This is a genomic window from Streptomyces sp. SAI-127, from assembly GCF_029894425.1.
Lineage (GTDB): Bacteria > Actinomycetota > Actinomycetes > Streptomycetales > Streptomycetaceae > Streptomyces.
Genome location: NZ_JARXYJ010000001.1, coordinates 4,903,772 through 4,926,187 on the forward strand (window position 1 = coordinate 4,903,772; position 22,416 = coordinate 4,926,187).

Here is a 22,416-nt window from a genome sequence, read left to right on the forward strand (position 1 = left end):
CCCCGCAACTCCCGCAGTTCGCTCGTACGATCACCGTACGACTGTGCGAGTGCCCCTGGTGGGCCGGTGGGACGAAGTTCGTCCGACGTTCAACCGGCGTACGCGGGAGGGGACTTCAGGGCGAGGCGGGCGCCGAAGGAGCGGTCGGTGTCTCGTGGGAGCCGTCGCCCAGGACGGCGTAGACGGTGCCGCCGGCACCCACGGCGACCACCAGCGCGACGGCGACGAGGGCGGCCGTGACGGAACGACTGCGGTGCGCCGCTTCCCCCTCCGGCTCCGGCTCCGGCACGTAGGGGGTCAGGTACGTACGGGGCGAGTGGCGTTCCCGCGAGTGGTGGTGTTCGGGTTCGGCAGAGGCGTGTTCCTCCGGCTCGTCCATCGCAGGCCCTCCCCCGAGACCGCACACCTGCCCGACCAGAAGACCAGTGTCTACGTCCGTCCGTCCCCCGTCGAGATCTGGTCGAGCACCTTGGACAGCCGCTCCAACATCCCTACGGCCTCGGCGAGTTCGGACTCACCGAAGGCCTCCGCGAGCCGGTCGGCGAAGGCCTCGTGGCCCGGCCCGATCCGCCGCACAGCGGCCAGCCCCTGCTCCGTCGGCGCGAGGAGCTTGGCGCGCCGGTGGGCGGGGTTGGGCCGGTACTCGGCCAGCCCCCGCTCCACCAGCAGATCGGCGATCCGCTGCACGCTCTGCCGGGTGATGCCCATCTCCCGGGCGATCCCGGCTACCGGCAGCGGCTGACCGAGCACCGCGCCGAGCACCTGCCACCAGGCGGCGGTGAGCCCGGACGGACCGGCCAGCTCCTCGGCGACGGTGAGGAACTGGCCGTTGAGCCGGAACACCCCGAGGGCGCTGCGGCTGAGCAGATCCTGCCGCTCCCGGCTCACCCGGACGCCTGCGCCTTCTCCAGCACGGCGTACGCCTCGGCGTCGGAGTCGTGGAACAGCCGGTACCAGGCGTCCAGCACCTCACCCTCGTACACCCCGAGCAACCGGAAGATCTCCCGGGCGAACGCCACGGGCTCGGTGGGCCCGGCGGTGATCAGCCCGCGGTCGGTCACGGCGTCCGCGTCGACGTACCGCTCGCCGCCGCCGTACCCCGTGGCCGCCAGGTAGAAGGACACGGCGCTGGTGTGCTCCCGGTCGTCCAGCAGCCCTTCGCGCGCGAGCCCCGCGGTGGCCCCGCAGATCGCGGCGACGGGAACCCCGGCGTCGAGGAACTCCCGCGCCTTGCGGGCGAAGGGGGCGAGGTCGTCACTGGTGTCCCAGAGATCGGCGCCCGGCAGGATCAGCAGGGAGCTCTCGGACGGCCGTACGTCGTCCAGGGCGCACGCGGGCTGCACCCGCAGGCCCCCGATGGAGCTCACCGGCTCGCGCGAGGGCCCGGCCGTCCGGATCTCGTATCCGGCGCGGGCGAGATAGGCGGTGGCGTGCCCCGTCTCCCAGTCGGCGTAGGTGTCGTACACGGCGAGATGCACGGGCTTGCGGCTCATGGCTTCCTCCTCGGACCCTGGGTCCTTGCGTTCCGGCCAGATGACAACATGCTGTCATTTCGACAGCAAACTGTCAATGGTCAGGCCCTGGACAACCTGTCGTGGAAAGCCGCCGTCCACAGACAGGACGCCGATACCGCTTCCGCATCGCGGACATTTACGCTCACTCGTATGACCCCTCAGCCACACCCCGAGGTCGGCGCCGCCGTGAAGGCCGCGGACCGTGCTCATGTGTTCCACTCCTGGTCCGCGCAGGAGCTCATCGACCCGCTCGCCGTCGCCGGTGCGGAGGGGTCGTACTTCTGGGACTACGACGGGAACCGCTATCTCGACTTCACCAGCGGGCTCGTCTACACCAACCTCGGCTACCAGCACCCGAAGGTCGTCGCCGCGATACAGGAGCAGGCGGCCACGCTGACGACCTTCGCGCCCGCCTTCGCGATCGAGGCGCGGTCGGAGGCGGCCCGGCTGATCGCCGAGCGGACGCCCGGGGACCTGGACAAGATCTTCTTCACCAACGGCGGTGCCGACGCCGTCGAGCACGCCGTCCGGATGGCACGGCTGCACACCGGGCGGGCCAAGGTGCTGTCCGCCTACCGGTCGTATCACGGTGGCACCCAGCAGGCCGTCAACCTCACCGGGGATCCGCGGCGCTGGGCCTCCGACAGCGCCTCCGCCGGGGTCGTGCACTTCTGGGCGCCCTTCCTGTACCGGTCCCGCTTCTACGCCGAGACGGAGGAGCAGGAGACCGCGCGGGCGCTGGAGCACCTGGAGACGACCATCGCCTTCGAGGGTCCGGCCACCGTCGCCGCGATCATCCTGGAGACCATCCCCGGCACCGCGGGGATCATGGTCCCGCCGCCCGGCTACCTCGCCGGTGTCCGCGAGATCTGCGACAAGTACGGGATCGTCTTCATCCTGGACGAGGTCATGGCCGGGTTCGGGCGCACCGGTGAGTGGTTCGCCGCCGACCTGTTCGACGTCACCCCCGACCTGATGACCTTCGCCAAGGGCGTCAACAGCGGATACGTGCCGCTCGGCGGGGTCGCCATCTCCGGCGCCGTCGCGGAGACCTTCGGCAAACGGCCGTACCCCGGCGGCCTCACCTACTCCGGGCATCCTCTGGCCTGTGCCGCCGCCGTCGCGACGATCAACGTCATGGCGGAGGAGGGCGTCGTCGACAACGCCGAGCACCTCGGTACGGCCGTCCTGGAGCCCGCGCTCCGGGAGCTCGCCGAGCGGCACCCGAGCGTCGGCGAGGTGCGCGGTGTCGGCATGTTCTGGGCGCTGGAGCTCGTGAAGAACAGGGAGACCCGCGAGCCGCTCGTGCCCTACAACGCGGCGGGTGAGGCGAACGCGCCGATGGCCGCGTTCGGGGCCGCCGCGAAGAAGCAGGGCATCTGGCCGTTCGTCAACATGAACCGGACGCATGTGGTGCCGCCGTGCAACGTCAGCGAGGCGGAGCTGAAGGAGGGGCTGGCCGCGCTGGACAGCGCGCTCTCCGTGGCCGACGAGTACACGGAGTAAACCCCCCGGGCCTTCGAACGCGTAAGGTGGCGTGCTCGTAGACATATGTACGAGCACGCCATCTGCACCTGCGCGAGGGAGGCGCCCGACGATGCCCGGCAGCAGCAGCAACGGTGCCGTCACCCGCAGTACGCTGCGGCAGCAGATCGCGGACGCGTTGCGGGACGAGGTGCTGGCCGGGCGGCTCCAGCCGGGGCAGGAGTTCACGGTGAAGGAGATCGCCGAGCAGTACGGCGTCTCCGCCACCCCGGTGCGCGAGGCCCTCGTCGACCTGTCGGCACAGGGGCTCCTGGAGGCCGACCAGCACCGCGGCTTCCATGTGCACGAGTACTCCCTCGACGACTTCCGCGGCATGATCGAAGCCCGCAGCCTGGTCACGGACGGCATGTTCCAGGCGCTCGACGCCGGCCACCGCATCTTCCAGGAGCTCGACGAGCCCAGGACCGCCGCGGCCGTGGCGGGCGTACGGCGGCGCGGCGAGGAGGCCCAGCGGGCCGCCACCGCGGGCGACCTGACCGTACTGATCGGCTACGACCTGCGCTTCTGGCGCGAGCTGAGCGTCCTGTTCGGCAACCCGTACCTCGCCGACTTCCTGCACCGGCTGCGCGTCCAGACCTGGGTGTGCACGGTCCAGCACCTGCGCCGGCTCACCGATCTGCGCGGCAGCCTGTGGTCCGGGCACCCCGAGGTCGCCGACGCCCTGTACCGACGGGACACCGCGACCGCTCGCAAGCTCCTCACCGCCTACAACGGCCACTATCTGACCCTCATCGAGGGCCTCACCGCCGACTGACGGTCTCCGGCACGGGTAAGGGACCACCACGACCCGCACAAGGGGCCCCGCCCGGGGGCCCCAGCGATTACCCTGCCCTGACCACCGTGTGAGGACATCCGCGCACCGCGAGTATCCGAGGAGCTGTCTTTTGGCCTGTGACCTGTGGCTGGTCCCGCTCGTCGACGTGTTGTGCCACACCCCTGACAACCCGTTCGCCGAGGAACTCGCGCAATACAACAAGGTGCTCGCCGAGGCCGGGTTGCCGCCGGTGCCGGTGTACCAGTACATGCCGGGCCTGTCCGGCGAGGTCGCCCCGGTGGCCGGGTTCGACTACGACGCCCTGCACTTCCTGCGCCGCGCCTATCTGCTCCAGGTCTGCGGGCTCCCGGTCACCCCGGTCGACGAACTCGGCGGTGACTACGAGCAGTTGCTGGAGATGTTCGAGGCGACGGCCCAGCAGTCCCATCTGGTCTGGCACTACGACCATGCGGGCGCGTACGTCCCCGTCGACTTCCCGCACCCGCTGGCGAGCGACGAACTCCTCGCGGGCGGCGGCCCGTTGGGCTCCTCGCAGGCCCTGCTGCGGGAACTGGAGTTCGTGGCCCCCGTGATCGGCATCGATCCGGCCAACCCCCCGGCGCCCCCCGAGCCGCCGCGCGCTCCCACGGAGCTGGAGGAGCCGGCCGTCCCCGCGCCGTACGACCCCAGCCCCTTCGCCCGTGAACGCCATGTCTGGCTGGGCCTGCACGCGGCGGCGACCCGGAGCCTCGCCCAGGGCTCGATGATCATCTTCAGCTGAGGGTCAGCGCCCCAGCTGAGAAAGCCCCTTCTGCACGTCCTCGTAGTTCATCACCGGGGTGTAGGTGATCTTGGCTCCCAGGTTCATGAAGAACGGCTCACTGATCACCGGCATCTGTGAGCTGTCCTGCATGTCGAAGACCATGTAGGCGGTGCGCTGACCGTTCTCGGAGGTGAAGTAGGCGGCTTCGGGCTTGATCTGTTCCATCGACTGCTCGATCAGCTTCGGCAGGGTGCCGTGGCTGATGGCCTCGTTCGCCTTCTCCGTGTCCATGGACACCTTGAGCAGTACGCGCATCGCACTCACCTTCTCCGGATCGACACGCAGAGATGCACGCTTCCAGAATAGTCCGGTATAGGGCTTTTCTGCCTGGCTACTCCCGTGGGAGCAACGGCACGGCCTCCCCCGGTGCGACGTCGGGCCGCCGCCTCCGCGCGCAGGCTGGGGTCATCCACGAGTCATCCATGAGGGGAGACCGCGATGATCCTGGTGACCGGAGCGACGGGCCATGTGGGGAGCGAGTTGGTACGGCGGCTCACGGCGGCCGGGGAGCCGGTGCGCGCGATGACCCGGCGGCCGGCGAAGGCCCGGTTCCCCGATGGCGCGGAGTCGGTGTACGGCGACGCGGCGGACCCCGAGAGCCTTGCCGCCGCCTTCGCGGGCGCGGACGGGGCCTTCCTGATGTCGGCGCAGCCGGTGGGTACGGTCCCCGAGCCCACCCATGACCTCGCGCTCGCCGCGGCGGCGGAACGGGCGGGGGTACGGCGGGTCGTGAAGCTGTCCACGCTGGACGGCGGGACGGGCGACGACCCGATCGCCCGCTGGCAGCGAACGGCGGAGGCGGCGGTGACCGACCCGGCCCGCGGTTTCGACTGGACCCTGCTGCGCCCCGGCCGCTTCATGTCCAACGCCCTTCAGTGGGCCGGGCAGTTGCGGGCCGGCGACGAGGTGGCGATCCCCTTCGCGGACCGCCCGGCGGCGAGCATCGACCCGGCGGACCTGGCGGAGATCGCGGCACTGGCCCTCAGCTCCGGCGAACACGCGGGTACCGTCCACGAGTTGAGCGGCCCGCAGTCCCTCACCCCGACGGAGGAGCTGGCGATCCTCGGCGAGGTCCTGGGCCGGGGCATGCGCGTACGTTCCGTCCCGGTCGAAGCCGCCCGTGCCGGGATGTCGGGCTACGGCTTCCCTCCCGAGGTCGTCGACGCCATCATGCGGCGCACCCTGGACGGCGACCGGGGCTCGGAGGTGCTGCCGACGGTCGAGAAGGTGCTGGGGCGGCCGGCGCGGACGTTCGCCCAGTGGGCGCGAGCGCACGCGGGGGAGTTCCCGAGGGCCTAGGTACGTCCCGCGAAGAGTTGAGTACCGCGACTCAGGCGGTGGTCGCGGGGGCCGGGCATCGTGGGGACCACAGACGCACCGACCGATACCTGGGGGTCCACATGAACGGCTCGCGCTACTTCCTCAACCCGCTCGCTCTCGGCTACCTGCTCGTCGTGGCCGCCGTCGTCGGCTGGGTCGGTGTGGACGCGCTGTTCGTCGAGCACGCCGACGCGAGCCTCGCCGGGGTCTGGGCGTTCCTGGTCACGGCCCCGGCCTCGCTGCTGTTCGTGATGCTGCCGGGCGCACTGGCTTGGGCCGGGATCGTCGTCGGGGCCGTGGTGAACGCGGCGGTGCTCGGGGCGGCGTACCAGAAGGTCTCCGGCCACCGCCTGCGCCCCCACGCCTGAACCACCCTTACACCGGCCCACCACGGCATCTCGGGCCCCGGTATCAAGGGCCACGTCAAGGAGTACGCCTCCGCAGACTCCGGCCCGCCGACCGGAGTCCCGTCAGAACACGGGCGTACCGTCCTGGGTCAGCTGCCAGTTGGTGACCGCGAAGTCCTTCGGGTCCAGCGTGGCCTTCGAGGTCACGTAGTCGATCATCAGCTGGCGGATCTCGTTGGTGGAGCTGTAGGCGATGTCCGCGGCGGCGATGTGCGGGTAGCCGGAGCCGCCGTTGGCGCGGTAGTTGTTGACGGCGACGACGAAGACCTGGTCGTCGGTGACCGGAGTCCCGTTGCAGGCCAGGTTCTTGATCCGCGAGCCCTCCGGCTGCGCGATGTCGATGTCGTACGAGACGCCTGCGGCGGTGTCGTACATGTAGTCCCAGAAGCTGTTGGCGTTGGTCAGCGTCGAGGTGTCCACGGCCGTGCCCGCCGGCACCTGGTGGTAGTACTTCGCCGCGTACTCCAGGTAGTCCCTCAGCTGGGCGCCGGTGAGCTTCTTGCCGTAGAGGGTGTTGTCGTAGATGTAGAGCCCGGCGATGTCCTTGATGGTGACGCTGCCCGCGGGGATGTCGGCGGTGCGGGAGAAGGGGGCGGCGACCGAGATCAGCGGGAGGGCCGCGTCGGATGCCGACAGGCCCGCCTTGACGGTGTCCGTCTGGACCTGGTGGATGAAGTCCATGATGGGGACGTCCTGCCAGCAGGAGTCCGCCGCGGAGAGGTCCTCGGTGCAGGTGCCGACGGGCGTGTTGACGTACTTCACGACCAGCTCGTGGTCGGCCTCCAGGAGCTTCTTGATCTCCGGGTCCTCGTCGACCGTGTTGGGGTTCAGGGTCTGGGCGGTCTTCCTGGTCACCTTCCACTGCCCGCGCACGAGTTCCAGCTCGAAGTCGAAGACGCTGAGCCGGTAGCCCCAGCAGTACGGCTCGGACAGCAGCACGTCCTCGCCGGTCTCCTCGTTCTTGACCGTGTACGACGGCACCTCGACGTGGGTGTGACCGACGAGGATCGCGTCGATGCCGGGGACCTGCTGGGCGACGAGGTTCGAGGCGTTCTCGACGTACGGCAGTTCGTCGCCGTACGACGAGGAACCGTCGAGCCCCGAGTGGTCGGTCAGGAAGACCACGTCACAGCCGAGCGCGCGCAGCCGGGGCACGTACTTCTTCGCCTGCTCGACCAGGCCGGGGAAGACCATCTTCCCGCTGACGTTGTCCTTGTCCCACAGGGCGATTCCGGGATTGGTGAGGCCGAGGATGCCGACCTTGATGTCGGGGGCGCCCGGCACACAGATCCGCTTCACGGTGTACGGCTGGAAGGCGGGCTTCAGCGTCTTCGCGTCCAGGGCGTTGGCGGCAAGCAGCGGGAAGCGGCACTGGCTCTCGAACTTCCTGAGCACTTCGATGCCGTAGTTGAACTCGTGGTTGCCGAGGGCGGCGGCGTCGTAGCGCATGTAATTCATGGCGACGGCCATCGGGTGCTTCGGCGCGCCCTCGTCGGTGATGGGCTGCACGCGCGCGAAGTAGTACGCCAGTGAGGTGCCCTGGATGATGTCGCCGGCGTCGACGAGCAGCACGTGCTCCTCGCCCTTGGCCGCGCGCTGCTGCTTGATGAGCGTGGCGACCCGGGCGACACCGACGGAGTTGCCCTTGCTGTCGGAGTAGGCCTTGTCCAGGTAGTAGTCCCAGTCGAAGACGTGGCTGTGCAGGTCGGTGGTGCCGAGGACGGAGAACGACCAGGTGCGGTTCTTCTTCACCGGCTCGCGCTCGGCGGCCTGGGCGGCGGGAGCTCCCGCCGTCCCCGCGACGGCCACGGCCGCACCGGTGACCGCTGACTTCTTCACGAACGCGCGACGGTTCAGGGGACTGACGGGCATGGCAGGGCTCCTGGAAGAGGGAGGGAGGAGAGACGGAACTACCCGCGTAGATAGTCCCGTCCCGCCGGTTGCACGCGGAACCAGGAGCAAGCCATGGGCCGGTCAAGGAAGTCCATGACCGGCCCAACAGCTGACGAACAAAAGGGAATTACAGGAACGAGTTGATCTCGATCGTCTCGTCCCGGCCCGGGCCCACGCCGATCGCGGAGATCGGGGCGCCGGACATCTCCTCCAGCGCCTTCACGTAGTCCTGGGCGTTCTTCGGGAGGTCGGAGAAGGACTTCGCCTTGGTGATGTCCTCGCTCCAGCCCGGGAGGTACTCATAGACCGGCTTCGCGTGGTGGAAGTCGGTCTGGGAGTAGGGGAGTTCCTCGACGCGGCGGCCGTCGATCTCGTACGCCACGCAGACCGGGATCTGTTCCCAGCCGGTGAGGACGTCGAGCTTGGTGAGGAAGAAGTCGGTGAGGCCGTTGACGCGGGTCGCGTACCGGGCGATCACCGCGTCGAACCAGCCGCAGCGACGGTCACGGCCGGTGGTGACACCCCGCTCACCGCCGATGCGGCGCAGCGCCTCGCCGTCCTCGTCGAACAGTTCGGTCGGGAACGGGCCCGAGCCGACCCGGGTCGTGTAGGCCTTGAGGATGCCGATGACCCGGCTGATCTTCGTGGGGCCGACGCCCGCACCCGTGCAGGCACCGCCCGCGGTGGGGTTGCTGGAGGTGACGAAGGGGTAGGTGCCGTGGTCGATGTCCAGGAGCGTGCCCTGGCCGCCCTCGAACAGGACGACCTTGTCCTGCTCCAGGGCCTGGTTGAGGACCAGGACCGTGTCGGCGACGTAGGGCTTGAGCCGGTCCGCGTAGCTCAGCAGTTCCTCGACGACCTGGCCGACCTCGATGGCCCGGCGATTGAAGACCTTGGTCAGGAGCTGGTTCTTGCCGTCGAGGGCCGCCTCGACCTTCTGGGTCAGGATCGACTCGTCGTACAGGTCCTGGATGCGGATGCCCACGCGGTTGATCTTGTCGGCGTAGGTCGGTCCGATGCCGCGCCCCGTCGTGCCGATCTTGCGCTTTCCGAGGAAGCGTTCCGTCACCTTGTCGACGGTGACGTTGTAGGGCGTGATGATGTGGGCGTTGCCGCTGATCAGGAGCTTGGAGGTGTCGACGCCGCGGTCGTTCAGTCCGTTCAGCTCGGAGAACAGGACCGACGGATCGACGACGACACCGTTGCCGATGACCGGGGTGCACCCCGGAGACAGGATTCCGGAAGGGAGGAGGTGGAGGGCGTACTTCTGATCGCCCACGACTACCGTGTGGCCGGCGTTGTTGCCGCCCTGGTAGCGCACCACATAGTCCACCGAGCCACCGAGCAGGTCGGTTGCCTTTCCCTTGCCTTCGTCACCCCACTGAGCACCGAGCAGCACAAGTGCGGGCACGCGCGTACACCCCTTCCGGGCGGGGCATGTCCAAGGTCGGGGGCGTACGCGTACGGTTCCTCCGTCGCGTGCACCACGGCCGTCGTCGGCCGCTGCCCGTCGGACCCGGATGCCCCGGAATAGACGAAGCCCCTGGCGCAATAGCGCAAGGGGCTCTTGCACAAAGATGCTACCCGAGGAAGCGAGGCATGGCCGAGGTGGCGACTTCCACGACTTCCGATCACCTGCTGGTGGTGATCGACCCGGTCGCCCGGCAGACGGACGGCGAGTCCGTACGAATCGTGAAAGACGTGCTCAGCGCGGGTGCGGCGACGAAGGTGTGTCTGCCGGAGGGGCCCGAGGAGTTCGCCCGGGCGCTGGCACGCCGCGGCTCGCGGCGGCCGGTGGTCGTCGGCGACGACCGTGCGCTGATGCGGGCGGTGGTGCTGCTGCACCGGCAGCGGGAGCTGGCCGAATGTGTGCTGTCGGTGGTGCCGGTGGGGCCGATGCTCGGTGTCGCCCACGCCCTCGGGGTGCCGACGGGAGCGGTGGCGGCCGCTCGGGCGGTCCTGGACGGGACCGAGCGGCGGCTGGACATGCTGGTGGACGACAGCGACGGGGTGGTCCTCGGCGCACTGCGGATACCCGCGCTGGTCGGCCGGGAGGAGCCCGGGGAGGCCGCGCGGCCCTGGCTGCGGACCTGCCAGTCCCTCGTACGGACCCTGGTACCGGCCCGTCCCGCCCGGGAGACCGCGCCCGCCCTTCCCGGGCCCTCGCGGCTGCGGGTGGAGGTCGACGGGGTCACGCTGGTGGACCTGGACCAGCCCCTGGAGGCGGTCTCGGTGACCCCCGGCTCCGGCGACGGCCTGGCCTCGGTGGAGGTACGCCGGCTGTCGGTGGGCGCGGAGGCGTCCCCGCTGCTGGCCACCGGCAGGACGGTGACCGTCACCGGGGCGGATTTCCGGTACCGGGCGGACGCGGGGGTGGCGGGACCGGTCCGGAGACGGACGTGGACCGTGCGGGAGGGGGCGTTGGGGTTGGTGTTGCCGGGACGGTGAGGGGGGAGCCAGGGGGAGCCATGTATCCCCGTCCTGGTCGGGGCTACCCCGGCAGTGCGTCCGTCTCGTCCTTGAGGTCCACCCCGGTCAGGCCCAGCTCCCGGGCCCTGGTCATCAGCCCCGCCAGCTTTCCCGCCGCCCCCGCGTACGACAGGCCCAGCGGAGGGCGGATGTTGGACAGGCAGTTGCGGTCGGCGTCCGTCGTCACGCCCGGGGTCGGCCGGTACGTCAGATACGCGCCCAGGGAGTCCGCCGCCGACATACCGGGCCGTTCACCGACCAGGACGACGACCATCGCGGCGCCCATCGCCTGCGCGACGTCGTCGCCGAGGGCCACGCGGGCCTGTTCGGCGAGGACGACGGGAGCGAGGTGCCAGTCCTCGAGGCGGGCCGCCGTCTCCCGGACCACAGCCGCCGCGTGCTCGTGCACCGCCCGGCTGGACAGCCCGTCGGCGACCACGAAGACCGCGTCCCACTCCCCCATGGGCAGATGGGCCCGGTCCGTGGGGTCGAGGCGGCGTCCCAGGTCCGGTCGCTGGAGGTAGGTGAGCCGGTCCGGAGCCGAACTGCGGACCCGTACCGTCGGCGTCCCGGCCAGCCCCGCCGCGATCACCTCGGGCTCGAACGGCGAGTGCACGGCGTCCCGGGCGGCCGCGTGCGCCGCCTGCAGTTCCAGGCGGTGCCGGGTGGGGAGGGCGGAACCGGCGCGGCCGAGGCCGATGCGGGCCTGGGTGCGCTGCCGCAGCGACGACCACAACTCATTTGCCTGTACGGCCACTTCGCTCATGCCGCCAGCTCCTTCCCGATGGCCGTCAGCGGGTGGGCCGCTCCGGTGGTCTCGCGGATCCCGCCCTTCTCGTCCAGCAGCCCGATCGAGTCGAGCCAGGTCTCGAACTCCGGTGCCGGGCGCAGGCCCAGGACCTCCCGGAGGTACAACGCGTCGTGGTACGAGGCGGACTGGTAGTTGAGCATGATGTCGTCGCCGCCCGGTGTGCAGATCACGAAGGAGGCTCCGGCCACGCCGAGCATCGTGAGCATCGTGGCGATGTCGTCGTCGTCCGCGTCGGCGTGGTTGGTGTAGCAGATGTCCAGCCCCATGGGCAGGCCGAGGAGTTTGCCGCAGAAGTGGTCCTCCAGGGCGGCCCGCAGGATCTGCCGGCCGTCGTAGAGGTACTCCGGGCCGATGAAGCCGACGACCGTGTTCACGAGCAGCGGGTCGTAGCGCCGCGCCACCGCGTACGCCCGGGCCTCCACCGTCTGCTGGTCCACCCCGTGGTGCGCGCCCGCCGACAGGGCGCTGCCCTGCCCGGTCTCGAAGTACATGACGTTGTGGCCGACCGTGCCCCGCTCCAGGGCGAGGGCGGCCTCGTACGCCTCGTCGAGCAGCCCCAGCGTCACCCCGAAGGACGCGTTCGCCGCCTGTGTCCCCGCGATCGACTGGAAGACCAGGTCCACCGGGGCGCCCCGGGACATCAGGTCCACGCTCGTCGTGACATGGCACAGCACACAGGACTGGGTGGGGATCGCGTACCTCTGGATCACCCCGTCGAGCAGTTCCAGCAGGTCCCGTACGGCCTTGGGGCTGTCGGTCGCCGGGTTGATGCCGATCACCGCGTCGCCGGAGCCCAGCAGCAGTCCGTCGAGGAGGGCCGCCGCCACGCCCGCCGGGTCGTCGGTCGGATGGTTGGGCTGGAGCCGGGTCGCCAGCCGTCCCGGCAGCCCGATCGTCGAGCGGAACGCGGTGACCACGCGCACCTTGCGGGCCACGGCGACCAGGTCCGCGTTGCCCATCAGCTTGGAGACCGCGGCGACCATCTCGGGCGTCAGCCCGGGCGCGAGGGCGGCCAGCGTCCCCGCGTCGGCTCCTGGAGACAGCAGCCACTCCCGGAACTCGCCCACCGTCAGCCCCGCCACCGGGGCGAAGGCCGCCGCGTCGTGCATGTCTAGGATCAGCCGCGTCACGTCGTCCGTCTCGTACGGGATCAGCGGCTCGGCCAGAAACTCCGCGAGCGGCACGTCCGCCAGCGCCCAGCGCGCGGCCACCCGCTCCCGTTCGGACGCGGCCGCGAGTCCCGCCAGCCGGTCGCCGGAGCGTTCGGGACTCGCGGCGGCGAGCAGACGGGCGAGGGTGTCGAAGCGGTGGTGTCGACCGCCGAGAACGGACGTGTAACTCATGCCGACGACGCTACGAGCCGCGTGTTGCCGTCAGATTTCTAAAGGTCTGGTTGACAAACATTTAACGCCCCGAGACCCTTGCTCGACTCATTTGGTCTACAGAGTTCCGGTTCGGCACGTAGTGGACGGACAAGGAGAGGGGCCACCCGATGGCAGTGGACGAGGGAGTCGCCCCGGCGGCGAAGACGGACGAGGAAGGCACGGTTCACCGGCTGAAGCCCAACGCCATCGGCCTGCTCGGCGTGGTCTTCATGGCCGTGGCGACCGCCGCGCCGATCACCGCGATGACGGGCAACGTGCCCTTCATGGTGTCGGCGGGCAACGGCATCGGCGCGCCGGCGAGCTACCTCGTCGCAATGGTCGTCCTGGCAATCTTTTCCGTCGGCTTCACCTCGATGGCGAAGCACATCACCTCGACCGGCGCCTTCTACGGCTTCATCTCCTACGGCCTCGGCCGCACAGCGGGTCTCGCGTCGGGACTGCTCGCCACCTTCGCGTACGTCGTCTTCGAACCGGCGCTCATCGGCATCTTCTCGACGTTCGCGACGGGCACGCTGAAGGACCAGACCGGCGTGCACATCCCCTGGTGGGCCTTCGCGATCCTGATGCTCGCGGTCAACGCGACGGGCACCTGGTTCGGTGTCTCGGTCGCCGAGAAGCTCCTCGTCGTACTCCTGGCCACCGAGGTGACGATCCTCGCCGCGATGGCGGTCTCGGTCGCCTTCCACGGCGGCGGCCCGGACGGTTTCAGCCTCGACCCGGTCAACCCGGTCAACGCCTTCAAGGGCACGTCGGCCGGCCTCGGTCTCTTCTTCGCCTTCTGGTCGTGGGTCGGCTTCGAATCGACGGCGATGTACGGCGAGGAGTCCCGCAACCCGAAGAAGATCATCCCCAAGGCGACGATGATCTCCGTCCTGGGCGTCGGCGTCTTCTACGTCTTCGTCTCCTGGATGGCCATCTCGGGCACCGGCGAGTCCAAGGCAGTCGAGGTCGCCACCGCCAACCCCCTCCAGCTCTTCTTCGGCCCCACCGAGCAGTACGTCGGCCACTGGGCGGTCGACGTCATGCAGTGGCTGATGATCACCGGCTCGCTGGCCTGCGGCATGGCCTTCCACAACTGCGCCGCCCGCTACATGTACGCGCTGGGCCGCGAGGGTGTCCTGCCCGTACTGAAGAACACGGTCGGCCGCACCCACCCCCGGCACGGCTCTCCGCACGTCGCGGGCCTGGTGCAGACGGTCGTGACCGCCGTACTCCTGCTGGCGTTCTGGGCGGCGGGCAAGGACCCGTACAGCGGCACGTACGTCCTGCTCGCCATCCTCGGCACCATGGCGATCCTGATCGTGCAGGCCGTGTGCTCCTTCGCGGTGCTGGCGTACTTCCGCAAGCACCACCCGGAGAGCCGCCACTGGTTCCGGACCCTCACGGCCCCGCTGATCGGCGGCATCGCCATGCTCGCCGTGGTCGTCCTGCTGGTCTCCAACATGAGCGCGGCGGCCGGCACGGAGTCCGGTTCGCTGGTGCTGAAGGCCACGCCGTGGCTGGTGGCGGCCGTCGCGGCGCTGGGCATCGGGTACGCGCAGTACCTGAAGCGGCGGTCGCCCGAGCGGTACCTGCTGCTGGGGCGGACGGTGCTGGAGGAGACGAAGGAGCGTTAGGCCCCGAAGAGCCTGGCACGGTGGGACTTCCAGCGTTCCATCATCTCCGCCACGTCCTTCTCGATGAACTCGAAGAACGCGAGGGTCTCGGCCAGCCTGTGTCCCGCCGGAGTCTCGGCGCCCAGGCCGGCCACCCCCTCGCGCAGGGCGTCCTCCCAGCGTTTGATGATCGCCTCGCGGTTGGTGATCGCCTGGTACCACTGGTCGGCGTGGACCCGGTACCGCTCCCGTCGTGAGCCGGGCTCCCGCTCGCGCGACAGCATGTGCACCTGCGCCAGGTAGCGCACCGCCCCCGAGACGGCCGCGGGGCTGACCTGAAGCTGCCCGCCCAGCTCCGCGGAGGTCAGAGCACCGCTGTCGGACGCGAGCAGCGCGGAGAAGACCCGCGCCGGCATACGCGGCAGCCCCGCCTCGACGAGCTGCGCCGCGAACCGCTCCACGAACCGTGAGACCACCTCGGGGTCCCGCTCCACCGCATCCGTCATGGTCACCACCCTAACGGGACTTCATGCGCTTCCTTATCTTCACAAAATTCTGAAGGAAGCGTACGTTCTGAAGCATGACGAAGGCAATCACCGTCTCCGGACTCCACAAGTCGTTCGGGAAGACCCACGCCCTCGACGGCCTCGACCTGGACGTCGAGACCGGCGAGGTGCACGGCTTCCTCGGTCCCAACGGCGCCGGCAAGTCCACCGCCATCCGCGTCCTGCTCGGCCTGCTGCGCGCCGACTCCGGCGCCGCGCAGGTGCTCGGCCGCGACCCGTGGGCCGACGCGGTCGAGGTGCACCGCCGGATCGCCTACGTCCCCGGGGACGTGACGCTCTGGCGCAACCTCTCCGGCGGCGAGGTCATCGACCTCTACGGCCGTCTGCGCGGCGGACTGGATCGTGACCGGCGAGCCGAGCTGATCGAACGCTTCGAGCTGGACCCCACCAAGAAGGGCCGCACCTATTCGAAGGGCAACCGCCAGAAGGTCGCCCTGGTCGCCGCGTTCGCCTCGGACGTGGACCTGCTGATCCTGGACGAGCCGACATCGGGCCTGGACCCGCTGATGGAGGAGGTCTTCCAGCGCTGTGTCGAGGAGGAGCGGGAGCGCGGCCGTACGGTCCTGCTGTCGTCCCACATCCTCAGCGAGGTCGAGGAGTTGTGCGACCGGGTGAGCATCATCAGGCGCGGCCGCACGGTCGAGACGGGCTCCCTCGCCGACCTGCGCCACCTGACCCGCACCAGCGTCACGGCCGAACTCGCGGGCGCCCCCAACGGGTTGGCACATCTGCCGGGCGTCCACGACCTCGACGTCCAGGGCCATCGGGTCCGGCTTCAGGTGGACACCGAGCAACTTGACGCGGTGCTGAGGCAGTTGAGCGAGTCCGGAGTGCGCTCGCTGACGTCGACGCCGCCGACGCTGGAGGAACTGTTCCTGCGGCACTACCAGAACGAGGAGGAGACGTCATGACCTCCCTGGTGGGCACGGGCGTCCTGCTCCGCTTCAACCTGCGCCGCGACCGGCTGATGATCCCGGTGTGGGTGGCGGTGAACACCCTGATGATCCTGTCCATGCCGAACACCCTCAAGGGGATGTACGGCACCGGGGCCGAGCGTGCCGACCTGCTGCACCAGGTGGCCACCAACTCCTCCTTCCGCGCGCTGATCGGCCCCGTCTTCGACGACTCGCTCGGCGCCCTCACCGCCTGGCGCGTCGGCGTCTACGCGGGGGCGCTCGCCGCCGTCACCGGTCTCCTGGTCGTCGTACGCCACACCCGTGACGAGGAGGAGACCGGCCGGCAGGAGCTGATCGCCTCCGGCGTGGTGGGCCGCCGCGCCTCACTGACGGCCGCGCTGCTGGCGGCGGCGGTGGCGAGCGGTGTGCTGGCCCTGCTGGTGACAGCGGGTCTGGCGGGCCAGGGAGTGCTGGGCGCGCTGGCGTTCGGCCTGGGCCTTGCCGCCGTGGGCATGCTCTTCGCCACGATGGCCGCGATCGTCGCCCAGTTGACGGAGAGCGCGCGGCTGGCGCGGGGCCTGACGGCGGGAGTGTTGGGCGTGGCCTTCGCGCTGCGGGCGGCGGGGGACTCGGCGGCCACCGACGGGTCGTCCGTCCTGACCTGGCTGTCGCCGCTCGGTTGGCTGTCGCAGTTGCGCCCCTTCGCGGGCGAACGCTGGTGGGTGCTGGCGCTGTTCGCGGCGGCGGTGGCGGGTCAGGGCGCGCTGGCCTACGTCCTGGCGGGCCGCAGGGACGTGGGCATGAGCTTCGTGCCGACGCGCCCCGGACCCCCTGTCGGCCGCCTGGGCACGGCGGGCGCCCTGGCCTGGCGGCTGCAGCGGGGCGGTGTGCTCGGCTGGTCGATCGGCTTCTTCGTGGCCGGGGTGGTCTACGGCGGGCTGACGGACGGCGTGGCCGACCTGGTGGGCGACAACGACAAGGCGCGCGAGATCTTCGAGCGGATGGGCGGACAGTCCGGGATCACGGACGCCTTCCTCGCCTCGATGACCGGGATGCTGGGGCTGGTGGCCGCGCTGTACGTGGTCGCGTCGGTGCTGCGGCTGCACGGCGAGGAGACGTCGATGCGGGCGGAACCGGTGCTGGCGAACGCGGTGGGCCGCCTGCGATGGGCCTCCGGCCACCTGGTGATCGCCTTCGGAGGCTCGGCGCTCATCATGCTGCTCGCGGGTCTCGGCTTCGCCGTGGGCTACGGCAAGGAGGTCGGCCCCGTCCTGGGCGCGTGCCTGGTGCAGGTGGCCGCGGTGTGGGTGGTCGGCGGACTGGCGGTCCTGCTGTACGGCCTGGCCCCGCGCGTCGCTCCCCTGGCCTGGGGGGTCGCCGGGGCGGTGCTGCTGATCGGCTGGGTCGGCCCGGCCCTCGACGTCCCGCGAACGGTCCTGGACCTGTCCCCCTTCGGCCACCTGCCGAAGCTGCCGGGCGGGGGGATGGAGTGGGGGCCGGTGCTGGTGCTGCTCGTTCTTGCGGCGGTCCTGGTGACCGGGGGCTTGGCGGGGCTGCGACGACGCGACCTGACGACCTGAACCGCAGGTCCGGGAACGCACGTCCCTTCAGACATGAAACGGCATGTGGACGGAGTGACCTGCGGGGGCTGTGCGCTGTCGGCGGCGGGGGCGACCGCGGCCCCGCTGCTGTGGCTGTCCATGTCCCGCACCCAGCGCCACCTGGGCGGCGGCTTCGAGAACGAGGGCATGGACTTCACGGTCCTGCTGACGGAGCTGCCGTTCGTGATCCTCGGGGGAGCGTTTCTGCCCCTGCTCGCCTTCACCGTGTCGGCCCGGCTGCGGGAACGGCGACGGAATGCGCGCTGAGCGAGGGGCGGTCAATCGACGTACTGCTTCAGTTCCTCGGTGTCGAGTTCGATTCCGAGGGGCTCGGGGAGCAGGAGCTTGGCCCCGAAAGGCTCCTTGCGGCTACTGCGGTACCCGACATCAGGATCTGGATCGCCGTACAGCGTGACCGTGCAGGCGTCGCGGTCGATCAATAGGTAAAGGGGAATGCCCGCAGCCCCGTACGCAACAGGCTTCGCCTGACGATCTCGTTGGTCGGTGTCGGAGTCGTAAGACGTGACCTCGACAACCATGAGCACTCCATCAGGTTCCGCCCACTCGCCATGACCGGCGAAGTGCGCTTCTGGCACGAGAGTCGCATCAGGACGCGCCCGGCCGTCGCGATACCTCTCTACGTGCAGGCCGCGGCCCTGATACAGATCGAGATCGGGCCTCGTCCGCATACACCTTCGCGCCAGCCACATCACGATGGTGTCGTGGTCCCCGTCGGCCACCTTCTTGACCCCGATCCGCCCGTTGATGAACTCGAACCTGACGGCGTCGTCGGTCTCCTTGGCCGCGAACTCGGCGATCCTCTCGAACTCCTCCACCGACATCTGGGACGTCTGCGACGTGCGCTCTGCCATAACCGTCATCGTGCACCCCCTCTCGGGTCATGGCCAGTGTGGCGATCCGTCGGCCGACGTGGGCCGGATCTCCGAGTGATCATCCGAACGGGTGATCACCTCACTTCCACGTTCAGCCCTTCCAACCCCCGGATCACGAAGTTCGGCTTCCTCTGCGGCTCCGCCGCCAGGCTCAGCGTCGGGGCCTTCTCCAGTACGGCCGTCATGGAGGCGGCCAGTTCGATACGGGCCAGGGGTGCGCCGATGCAGTAGTGGATGCCGGCGCTGAAGGAGATGTGCGGGTTGTCCGTGCGGGTGAGGTCAAGGCGCTCGGGGTTCGGGAAAGTGGCCGGGTCATGGTTGGCGGAGCCGAAGAGCAGGGCGATCTCGGCGCCGCGCGGGATGGTCGTCCCGTCGATCTCGATCTCGTCCAGGACCCAGCGTTCGAAGAGCTGGAGCGGGGTGTCGTAGCGCATGAGCTCTTCGACGGCCCGCGGGACGAGGGAGTGGTCCGCGCGCAGTTCGGCGAGCTGGTCAGGGTTGCGGAACAGCGCCCACCAGCCGTTGACCGTGGCGTTCACGGTGGCCTCGTGGCCGGCGTTGAGCAGCAGGACGCAGGTGGAGATCATCTCCTGCTCGGTGAGCCGGTCGCCCTCGTCGTGCGCGGCGATGAGCCCGGAGATGAGGTCGTCGCCGGGGTTCTTGCGGCGCTCGGCGATCAGGTCGCGGAGGTAGTCGGAGAACTCGACCGACGCCCGTACCGCTCTGGCGGCCACGTCCTCCGGCGGGTTGAGCTCGTACATCCCGCAGATGTCGGCCGACCAGGGCCTGAGCGGAGCCCGGTCCGCCTCCGGGATCCCCAGCATCTCCGCGATCACCGCGACGGGCAGGGGCTCGGCGACATCGGTGAGCAGATCACCGCCGCCCTCCGCGACGAGCCGGTCCACCAGCTCACCGGCCAGCTTGGTCACATACGGCCTCAGCTGCTCGACCGTGCGCGGCGTGAACGCCTTCGACACCAGGCGCCGGATCCGGGTGTGGTCCGGCGGCTCCAGGTCGAGCATCCCGTGGTCGTTGAGCGTGTGGAACGGCTCGTGCGCGGCGGGCGGCGCGGTCCGCCCGAAGTCCTCGTGCGTGAACCGGTGCTGATACGTCCGCCCGAGCCTGCGCTCCCTGAGCAGCGCGGAGACGTCCGCGTGGTGAGGGACGAGCCACTGGTTCGTGGGCTCGTAGTACTGCACACGGCCGTTGGCGCGGAGCTCGGCGTAGGCGGGGTAGGGGTCGGCGAGAAACGCCGGGTCCCAGGGATCGAAGGCTGCCATGCGGGGACGCTAGCCCGGGAGACGTGCTTCTGACCAGGGGTGTTCTTTCAGGTGGTCGACGAGGGCGGTGAAGGCGGGGGCCGAGAAGGAGAGGGCGGCCCGGGCGGGGGCCTTGGAGTCGCGGACGGCTATTCGGGGGCCCGCCTCCGCGATCTCGACGCAGGTGTCGCCGTCGCCGCCGCCGGAGTACGTGGACTTACGCCAGTGCATCACAGCTCCTTTTTAATCCGTACCGCTCGGGGCAACGATCGGTGAGCGACCACCAGCAGCCGGTCGTCGCCGAGATCACCCGTGAGGCCCACGCCCGCTGCCTCGCCATCGGCCGCGGAACACTCGAGGCCGTCGAGGCATTGCGAGCCGAACTGGAGAAGAACCCGACACTCGGCCGGCGAGCACAAAGTGCGGTCGGAGGCATGAAGGTCTATACGACCCGCCTCGAAGGCACGGACGTCCGCCTCCAGAGCCCGGCCTGATCCGCATCGCGCTCGTGTCACCCGTGCGCTTCGCCGGGGGTGGCACCGATTTCTGACGCGGCGGTGCCGGCCGCCCTCGTCACCCCGGCGTCACCAGCCGCGCCTCGTACGCGAACACCGCCGCCTGCGTACGGTCCCTGAGGCCCAGCTTCACCAGGATGCGGCTGACGTGGGTCTTGATCGTCGACTCGGCGACCATCAGCCGCTCGGCCATCTCCGAGTTCGACAGGCCCTGCGCGATCAGAATCAGGACCTCGGTCTCGCGGTCGGTGAGATCGCCGTAGGCCGAGTGCGCCAAAGTCATGAGGCGCGGGGACTCGGAGAGTTTGGAGAACTCCGTGATCAGGCGCCTGGTGATCGAGGGTGCGAGGAGTGCCTCGCCGGAGGCCACCACCCTCACCCCCTCGGCGAGTTGACCGGCCGAGGCGTCCTTGAGGAGGAAGCCCGAGGCTCCCGCACGCAGGGCCTGGTAGACGTACTCGTCAAGGTCGAAGGTGGTCAGGACCAGGACCTTCGCCGTGCCGTCCGCCGCGACGATCTCCCTGGTCGCCTCGATGCCGTTCAGCTCCGGCATCCGGATGTCCATCAGGACCACGTCGGGGGCGAGTTCACGGACCCGGTCGACCGCCTCGCGGCCGTTGACGGCCTCGCCGACCACCTCGATGCCCGGCATCGCGTTCAGCAGCACCGAGAAGCCCTCGCGGACCATCATCTGGTCGTCCGCGACCAGGACCCGGATCGTCATGCCTCACCCTCGTCCCTGAGCGGCACAGGGAGGAACACCGCCACCTCGTACCCTCCCTCGTCCGTGACACCCGCCGTCATCTCGCCGTTCAGCATGGAGACCCGCTCCCGCATGCCGGTGATGCCGTGGCCCGCTCCGGGCGAGGGCTTCAGCAGCGACAGCTCGGGCCGCGGGCCGTTGACTATGCGCAGGCCCAGACCGCCGAGGACGTATCCGATCTCGACCCGTGCGCTCGCCCCGGGGGCATGGCGCAGGGTGTTGCTCAGTGCCTCCTGGACGATCCGGTACGCCGACAGCTCGACGCCCTGCGGGAGTTCGCGCACCGCCCCGGTGACCGCCTTGTCGACGCTCAGACCCGCCTCCCGCACATTGTCGAGCAGTGCGTCCAGGTCGGCGAGGGTGGGCTGCGGGGCGTCCGGTGCTACGTAGTCCTCGGCGCGGACCACTCCGAGGACCCGGCGCAGCTCGGTCAGGGCCGCCACCGCGTTCTCCCGGATGGTGGCGAACGCCTTCTCCAGCTCCGGGGGCGGGTTCTCCACCCGGTAGGGCGCGGCCTCCGCCTGGATGGCGACGACCGACATGTGGTGGGCGACCACGTCGTGCAGCTCGCGGGCGATGGTCGTGCGCTCCTCCAGGAGCGTGCGGCGGGAGCGCTCGTGCGCGGTCACCGTCTGCTGGGCGGTCACCGTCTCCTGGGCGTCACGGCGTATGTGCCAGACGCTGACGGCGAGCAGGGACAGGGCGGAGACGAACAGCAGCTGCACCGTGTCGGAGCTGTTGTAGTGCCCGCCGCTGAAGGCTCCCTCCCACACCAGGCCGTAGACCCCGGTCAGCAGCCACATCCACGCCGCTGTGCGCGGCCTGGTGCGTATGGCAACCAGCGTGAGCACCATGAGGTGGCAGGCGAAGCTGCCGTCCAGCCAGGGCCACTCGTCCCAGGCGGTGAAAGCCACCGCGTAGGTGGCCGCAGTCGCGCCCATCGAGACCCAGAAGGCCAGGACCGGCCGCACCATGGTCAGCAGTACCGGGGCCAGGGCGAGCACGCCGACGAAGAGACTGGTGACCTCGCCGGTGTCACTGTTGGCCGAGCCGATGAGCATCGCGAGCAGGCCGGCCGCGGTGATCAGCACGTGCGGTGTCCAGGCCACGTACTCCCGCGCTCGGCCGGGCAACCTGCGGGAGAGCCCCCTGTCGACGCGCATCGGGGGCAGCGGGCGATAGGCGAAGGCATCGCTGATCAAGTCGTGCCGCAGGCCACGCAGGGCGTCCACGGCGGCCCTGAACTCCGGGCTGCGGGGCTGGTACGCGTCGAACTCGCCGCTGTCGCCGTGCGGGGGTGTCATGTATGTCTCGGTCGTCTCGGTCACAGTCAGAAAGGTAGGCGCGGGCGGCGGTCACCGTCGTCACCAACGAGACGGGTCCTTCGGCGTCCCTCTCAGGTACTAC

At 69.9% G+C, this 22,416-nt stretch carries 25 protein-coding genes; 11 read left to right on the top strand and 14 right to left on the bottom strand.

Annotated elements, in window-relative coordinates:
- Window positions 1-115 precede the first annotated feature (115 nt).
- The 3 genes from M2157_RS22375 to M2157_RS22385 are packed head-to-tail and all read right to left on the bottom strand — an operon-like array spanning window position 116 to window position 1,493.
- Entirely contained in the window at window positions 116-379 is a 264-nt protein-coding gene (locus M2157_RS22375) for a hypothetical protein (protein ID WP_280866055.1), read from the bottom strand.
- Between the two features lie 50 nt (window positions 380-429).
- Window positions 430-888, bottom strand: a complete 459-nt coding sequence (locus M2157_RS22380) for a helix-turn-helix domain-containing protein (protein ID WP_280863435.1) — start codon at window positions 886-888, stop codon at window positions 430-432.
- Window positions 885-1,493, bottom strand: coding sequence for a type 1 glutamine amidotransferase family protein (locus M2157_RS22385; protein ID WP_280863436.1), 609 nt, complete (start codon window positions 1,491-1,493; stop codon window positions 885-887). The genes M2157_RS22380 and M2157_RS22385 overlap by 4 nt, the downstream gene beginning before the upstream one ends.
- A 171-nt stretch (window positions 1,494-1,664) precedes the next feature.
- On the opposite strand from M2157_RS22385, the gene M2157_RS22390 reads away from it, so the two are divergent.
- From M2157_RS22390 to M2157_RS22400, 3 genes are all read left to right on the top strand, one after another.
- Window positions 1,665-3,020, top strand: coding sequence for an aspartate aminotransferase family protein (locus M2157_RS22390; RefSeq protein WP_280863437.1), 1,356 nt, complete (start codon window positions 1,665-1,667; stop codon window positions 3,018-3,020).
- Window positions 3,021-3,111: 91 nt separating this feature from the next.
- Window positions 3,112-3,813, top strand: a complete 702-nt coding sequence (locus M2157_RS22395) for a GntR family transcriptional regulator (RefSeq protein ID WP_280863438.1) — start codon at window positions 3,112-3,114, stop codon at window positions 3,811-3,813.
- A gap of 130 nt (window positions 3,814-3,943) precedes the next feature.
- Complete coding sequence (locus M2157_RS22400; RefSeq protein WP_280863439.1) at window positions 3,944-4,594, top strand: hypothetical protein; 651 nt, start codon at window positions 3,944-3,946, stop codon at window positions 4,592-4,594.
- A 3-nt stretch (window positions 4,595-4,597) separates the two neighbouring features.
- Here M2157_RS22400 and M2157_RS22405 read toward each other — a convergent pair whose 3' ends face one another.
- Window positions 4,598-4,891, bottom strand: coding sequence for a hypothetical protein (locus tag M2157_RS22405; RefSeq protein WP_007383593.1), 294 nt, complete (start codon window positions 4,889-4,891; stop codon window positions 4,598-4,600).
- A gap of 183 nt (window positions 4,892-5,074) precedes the next feature.
- Between M2157_RS22405 and M2157_RS22410 the strand changes: the two genes are divergently transcribed.
- Both M2157_RS22410 and M2157_RS22415 read left to right on the top strand, forming a co-directional pair.
- Window positions 5,075-5,935, top strand: a complete 861-nt coding sequence (locus M2157_RS22410; protein ID WP_280866056.1) for an NAD(P)H-binding protein — start codon at window positions 5,075-5,077, stop codon at window positions 5,933-5,935.
- Window positions 5,936-6,036: 101 nt separating this feature from the next.
- Window positions 6,037-6,324 (top strand): hypothetical protein, encoded by a 288-nt coding sequence (locus tag M2157_RS22415; protein WP_280863441.1) that lies wholly within the window; start codon window positions 6,037-6,039, stop codon window positions 6,322-6,324.
- A gap of 102 nt (window positions 6,325-6,426) precedes the next feature.
- On the opposite strand, the gene M2157_RS22420 is transcribed toward M2157_RS22415, so the two are convergent.
- Together M2157_RS22420 and M2157_RS22425 are read right to left on the bottom strand one after the other, a co-directional pair.
- Window positions 6,427-8,235: a 5'-nucleotidase C-terminal domain-containing protein gene (locus tag M2157_RS22420; protein ID WP_280866057.1), complete on the bottom strand. Its 1,809-nt coding sequence runs from the start codon at window positions 8,233-8,235 to the stop codon at window positions 6,427-6,429.
- 148 nt (window positions 8,236-8,383) lie between these two features.
- Window positions 8,384-9,667, bottom strand: coding sequence for an adenylosuccinate synthase (locus M2157_RS22425; RefSeq protein ID WP_280863443.1), 1,284 nt, complete (start codon window positions 9,665-9,667; stop codon window positions 8,384-8,386).
- A 188-nt stretch (window positions 9,668-9,855) separates the two neighbouring features.
- On the opposite strand from M2157_RS22425, the gene M2157_RS22430 reads away from it, so the two are divergent.
- Window positions 9,856-10,704, top strand: a complete 849-nt coding sequence (locus tag M2157_RS22430; protein ID WP_280863444.1) for a diacylglycerol kinase family protein — start codon at window positions 9,856-9,858, stop codon at window positions 10,702-10,704.
- A gap of 43 nt (window positions 10,705-10,747) precedes the next feature.
- On the opposite strand, the gene eutC is transcribed toward M2157_RS22430, so the two are convergent.
- Window positions 10,748-11,491, bottom strand: a complete 744-nt coding sequence (gene eutC, locus M2157_RS22435) for an ethanolamine ammonia-lyase subunit EutC (RefSeq protein ID WP_280863445.1) — start codon at window positions 11,489-11,491, stop codon at window positions 10,748-10,750.
- Entirely contained in the window at window positions 11,488-12,879 is a 1,392-nt protein-coding gene (locus tag M2157_RS22440) for an ethanolamine ammonia-lyase subunit EutB (protein WP_280863446.1), read from the bottom strand. The genes eutC and M2157_RS22440 overlap by 4 nt, the downstream gene beginning before the upstream one ends.
- Window positions 12,880-13,028: 149 nt before the next feature.
- Between M2157_RS22440 and M2157_RS22445 the strand changes: the two genes are divergently transcribed.
- Complete coding sequence (locus tag M2157_RS22445) at window positions 13,029-14,537, top strand: APC family permease (RefSeq protein WP_280866058.1); 1,509 nt, start codon at window positions 13,029-13,031, stop codon at window positions 14,535-14,537.
- On the opposite strand, the gene M2157_RS22450 is transcribed toward M2157_RS22445, so the two are convergent.
- On the bottom strand, window positions 14,534-15,022 hold the full coding sequence (locus tag M2157_RS22450; protein ID WP_280866059.1) for a MarR family transcriptional regulator: 489 nt from the start codon (window positions 15,020-15,022) through the stop codon (window positions 14,534-14,536). The genes M2157_RS22445 and M2157_RS22450 overlap by 4 nt on opposite strands.
- Before the next feature lie 74 nt (window positions 15,023-15,096).
- Here M2157_RS22450 and M2157_RS22455 point away from each other — a divergent pair, with 74 nt between their 5' ends.
- The 3 genes from M2157_RS22455 to M2157_RS22465 are packed head-to-tail and all read left to right on the top strand — an operon-like array spanning window position 15,097 to window position 17,846.
- Complete coding sequence (locus M2157_RS22455; RefSeq protein WP_280863449.1) at window positions 15,097-15,993, top strand: ABC transporter ATP-binding protein; 897 nt, start codon at window positions 15,097-15,099, stop codon at window positions 15,991-15,993.
- Window positions 15,990-17,558 carry an ABC transporter permease gene (locus M2157_RS22460; RefSeq protein ID WP_280866060.1) on the top strand — a complete coding sequence of 523 codons (1,569 nt, stop codon included), beginning with the start codon at window positions 15,990-15,992 and terminating at the stop codon, window positions 17,556-17,558. Before M2157_RS22455 ends, M2157_RS22460 begins: the two co-directional genes overlap by 4 nt.
- A gap of 33 nt (window positions 17,559-17,591) precedes the next feature.
- On the top strand, window positions 17,592-17,846 hold the full coding sequence (locus M2157_RS22465) for a hypothetical protein (RefSeq protein ID WP_280866061.1): 255 nt from the start codon (window positions 17,592-17,594) through the stop codon (window positions 17,844-17,846).
- An 11-nt stretch (window positions 17,847-17,857) separates the two neighbouring features.
- Here M2157_RS22465 and M2157_RS22470 read toward each other — a convergent pair whose 3' ends face one another.
- The 3 genes from M2157_RS22470 to M2157_RS22480 form a co-directional block, all read right to left on the bottom strand.
- On the bottom strand, window positions 17,858-18,460 hold the full coding sequence (locus tag M2157_RS22470) for a Uma2 family endonuclease (protein ID WP_280866062.1): 603 nt from the start codon (window positions 18,458-18,460) through the stop codon (window positions 17,858-17,860).
- Between the two features lie 86 nt (window positions 18,461-18,546).
- A complete protein-coding gene (locus tag M2157_RS22475; RefSeq protein WP_280866063.1) occupies window positions 18,547-19,752 on the bottom strand; it encodes a cytochrome P450 in 1,206 nt (401 codons plus the stop codon).
- A 9-nt stretch (window positions 19,753-19,761) separates the two neighbouring features.
- The gene (locus M2157_RS22480) at window positions 19,762-19,962 is read right to left on the bottom strand and encodes a DUF397 domain-containing protein (RefSeq protein ID WP_280866064.1); all 201 of its coding nucleotides are present in this window, start codon (window positions 19,960-19,962) and stop codon (window positions 19,762-19,764) included.
- A gap of 41 nt (window positions 19,963-20,003) precedes the next feature.
- Between M2157_RS22480 and M2157_RS22485 the strand changes: the two genes are divergently transcribed.
- Window positions 20,004-20,225 (top strand): hypothetical protein, encoded by a 222-nt coding sequence (locus M2157_RS22485; RefSeq protein WP_280863454.1) that lies wholly within the window; start codon window positions 20,004-20,006, stop codon window positions 20,223-20,225.
- Window positions 20,226-20,304: 79 nt separating this feature from the next.
- Here the strand turns inward: M2157_RS22485 and M2157_RS22490 are convergent, their stop codons facing one another.
- Together M2157_RS22490 and M2157_RS22495 are read right to left on the bottom strand one after the other, a co-directional pair.
- Entirely contained in the window at window positions 20,305-20,970 is a 666-nt protein-coding gene (locus M2157_RS22490) for a response regulator transcription factor (RefSeq protein ID WP_280866065.1), read from the bottom strand.
- A complete protein-coding gene (locus M2157_RS22495) occupies window positions 20,967-22,337 on the bottom strand; it encodes a histidine kinase (protein ID WP_280866066.1) in 1,371 nt (456 codons plus the stop codon). The genes M2157_RS22490 and M2157_RS22495 overlap by 4 nt, the downstream gene beginning before the upstream one ends.
- Window positions 22,338-22,416: the final 79 nt, after the last annotated feature.

Coding starts and splice junctions, on each gene's coding strand:
- M2157_RS22420 (WP_280866057.1), bottom strand. CDS start 8,235: ATGCCCGTCAGTCCCCTGAACCGTCGCGCGTTCGTGAAGAAGTCAGCG.
- M2157_RS22385 (WP_280863436.1), bottom strand. CDS start 1,493: ATGAGCCGCAAGCCCGTGCATCTCGCCGTGTACGACACCTACGCCGAC.
- M2157_RS22390 (WP_280863437.1), top strand. CDS start 1,665: ATGACCCCTCAGCCACACCCCGAGGTCGGCGCCGCCGTGAAGGCCGCG.
- M2157_RS22455 (WP_280863449.1), top strand. CDS start 15,097: ATGACGAAGGCAATCACCGTCTCCGGACTCCACAAGTCGTTCGGGAAG.
- M2157_RS22470 (WP_280866062.1), bottom strand. CDS start 18,460: ATGACGGTTATGGCAGAGCGCACGTCGCAGACGTCCCAGATGTCGGTG.
- M2157_RS22440 (WP_280863446.1), bottom strand. CDS start 12,879: ATGAGTTACACGTCCGTTCTCGGCGGTCGACACCACCGCTTCGACACC.
- M2157_RS22475 (WP_280866063.1), bottom strand. CDS start 19,752: ATGGCAGCCTTCGATCCCTGGGACCCGGCGTTTCTCGCCGACCCCTAC.
- M2157_RS22480 (WP_280866064.1), bottom strand. CDS start 19,962: ATGCACTGGCGTAAGTCCACGTACTCCGGCGGCGGCGACGGCGACACC.
- eutC (WP_280863445.1), bottom strand. CDS start 11,491: ATGAGCGAAGTGGCCGTACAGGCAAATGAGTTGTGGTCGTCGCTGCGG.
- M2157_RS22410 (WP_280866056.1), top strand. CDS start 5,075: ATGATCCTGGTGACCGGAGCGACGGGCCATGTGGGGAGCGAGTTGGTA.
- M2157_RS22490 (WP_280866065.1), bottom strand. CDS start 20,970: ATGACGATCCGGGTCCTGGTCGCGGACGACCAGATGATGGTCCGCGAG.
- M2157_RS22415 (WP_280863441.1), top strand. CDS start 6,037: ATGAACGGCTCGCGCTACTTCCTCAACCCGCTCGCTCTCGGCTACCTG.
- M2157_RS22460 (WP_280866060.1), top strand. CDS start 15,990: ATGACCTCCCTGGTGGGCACGGGCGTCCTGCTCCGCTTCAACCTGCGC.
- M2157_RS22395 (WP_280863438.1), top strand. CDS start 3,112: ATGCCCGGCAGCAGCAGCAACGGTGCCGTCACCCGCAGTACGCTGCGG.
- M2157_RS22430 (WP_280863444.1), top strand. CDS start 9,856: ATGGCCGAGGTGGCGACTTCCACGACTTCCGATCACCTGCTGGTGGTG.
- M2157_RS22405 (WP_007383593.1), bottom strand. CDS start 4,891: ATGCGCGTACTGCTCAAGGTGTCCATGGACACGGAGAAGGCGAACGAG.
- M2157_RS22445 (WP_280866058.1), top strand. CDS start 13,029: ATGGCAGTGGACGAGGGAGTCGCCCCGGCGGCGAAGACGGACGAGGAA.
- M2157_RS22465 (WP_280866061.1), top strand. CDS start 17,592: ATGAAACGGCATGTGGACGGAGTGACCTGCGGGGGCTGTGCGCTGTCG.
- M2157_RS22375 (WP_280866055.1), bottom strand. CDS start 379: ATGGACGAGCCGGAGGAACACGCCTCTGCCGAACCCGAACACCACCAC.
- M2157_RS22450 (WP_280866059.1), bottom strand. CDS start 15,022: ATGACGGATGCGGTGGAGCGGGACCCCGAGGTGGTCTCACGGTTCGTG.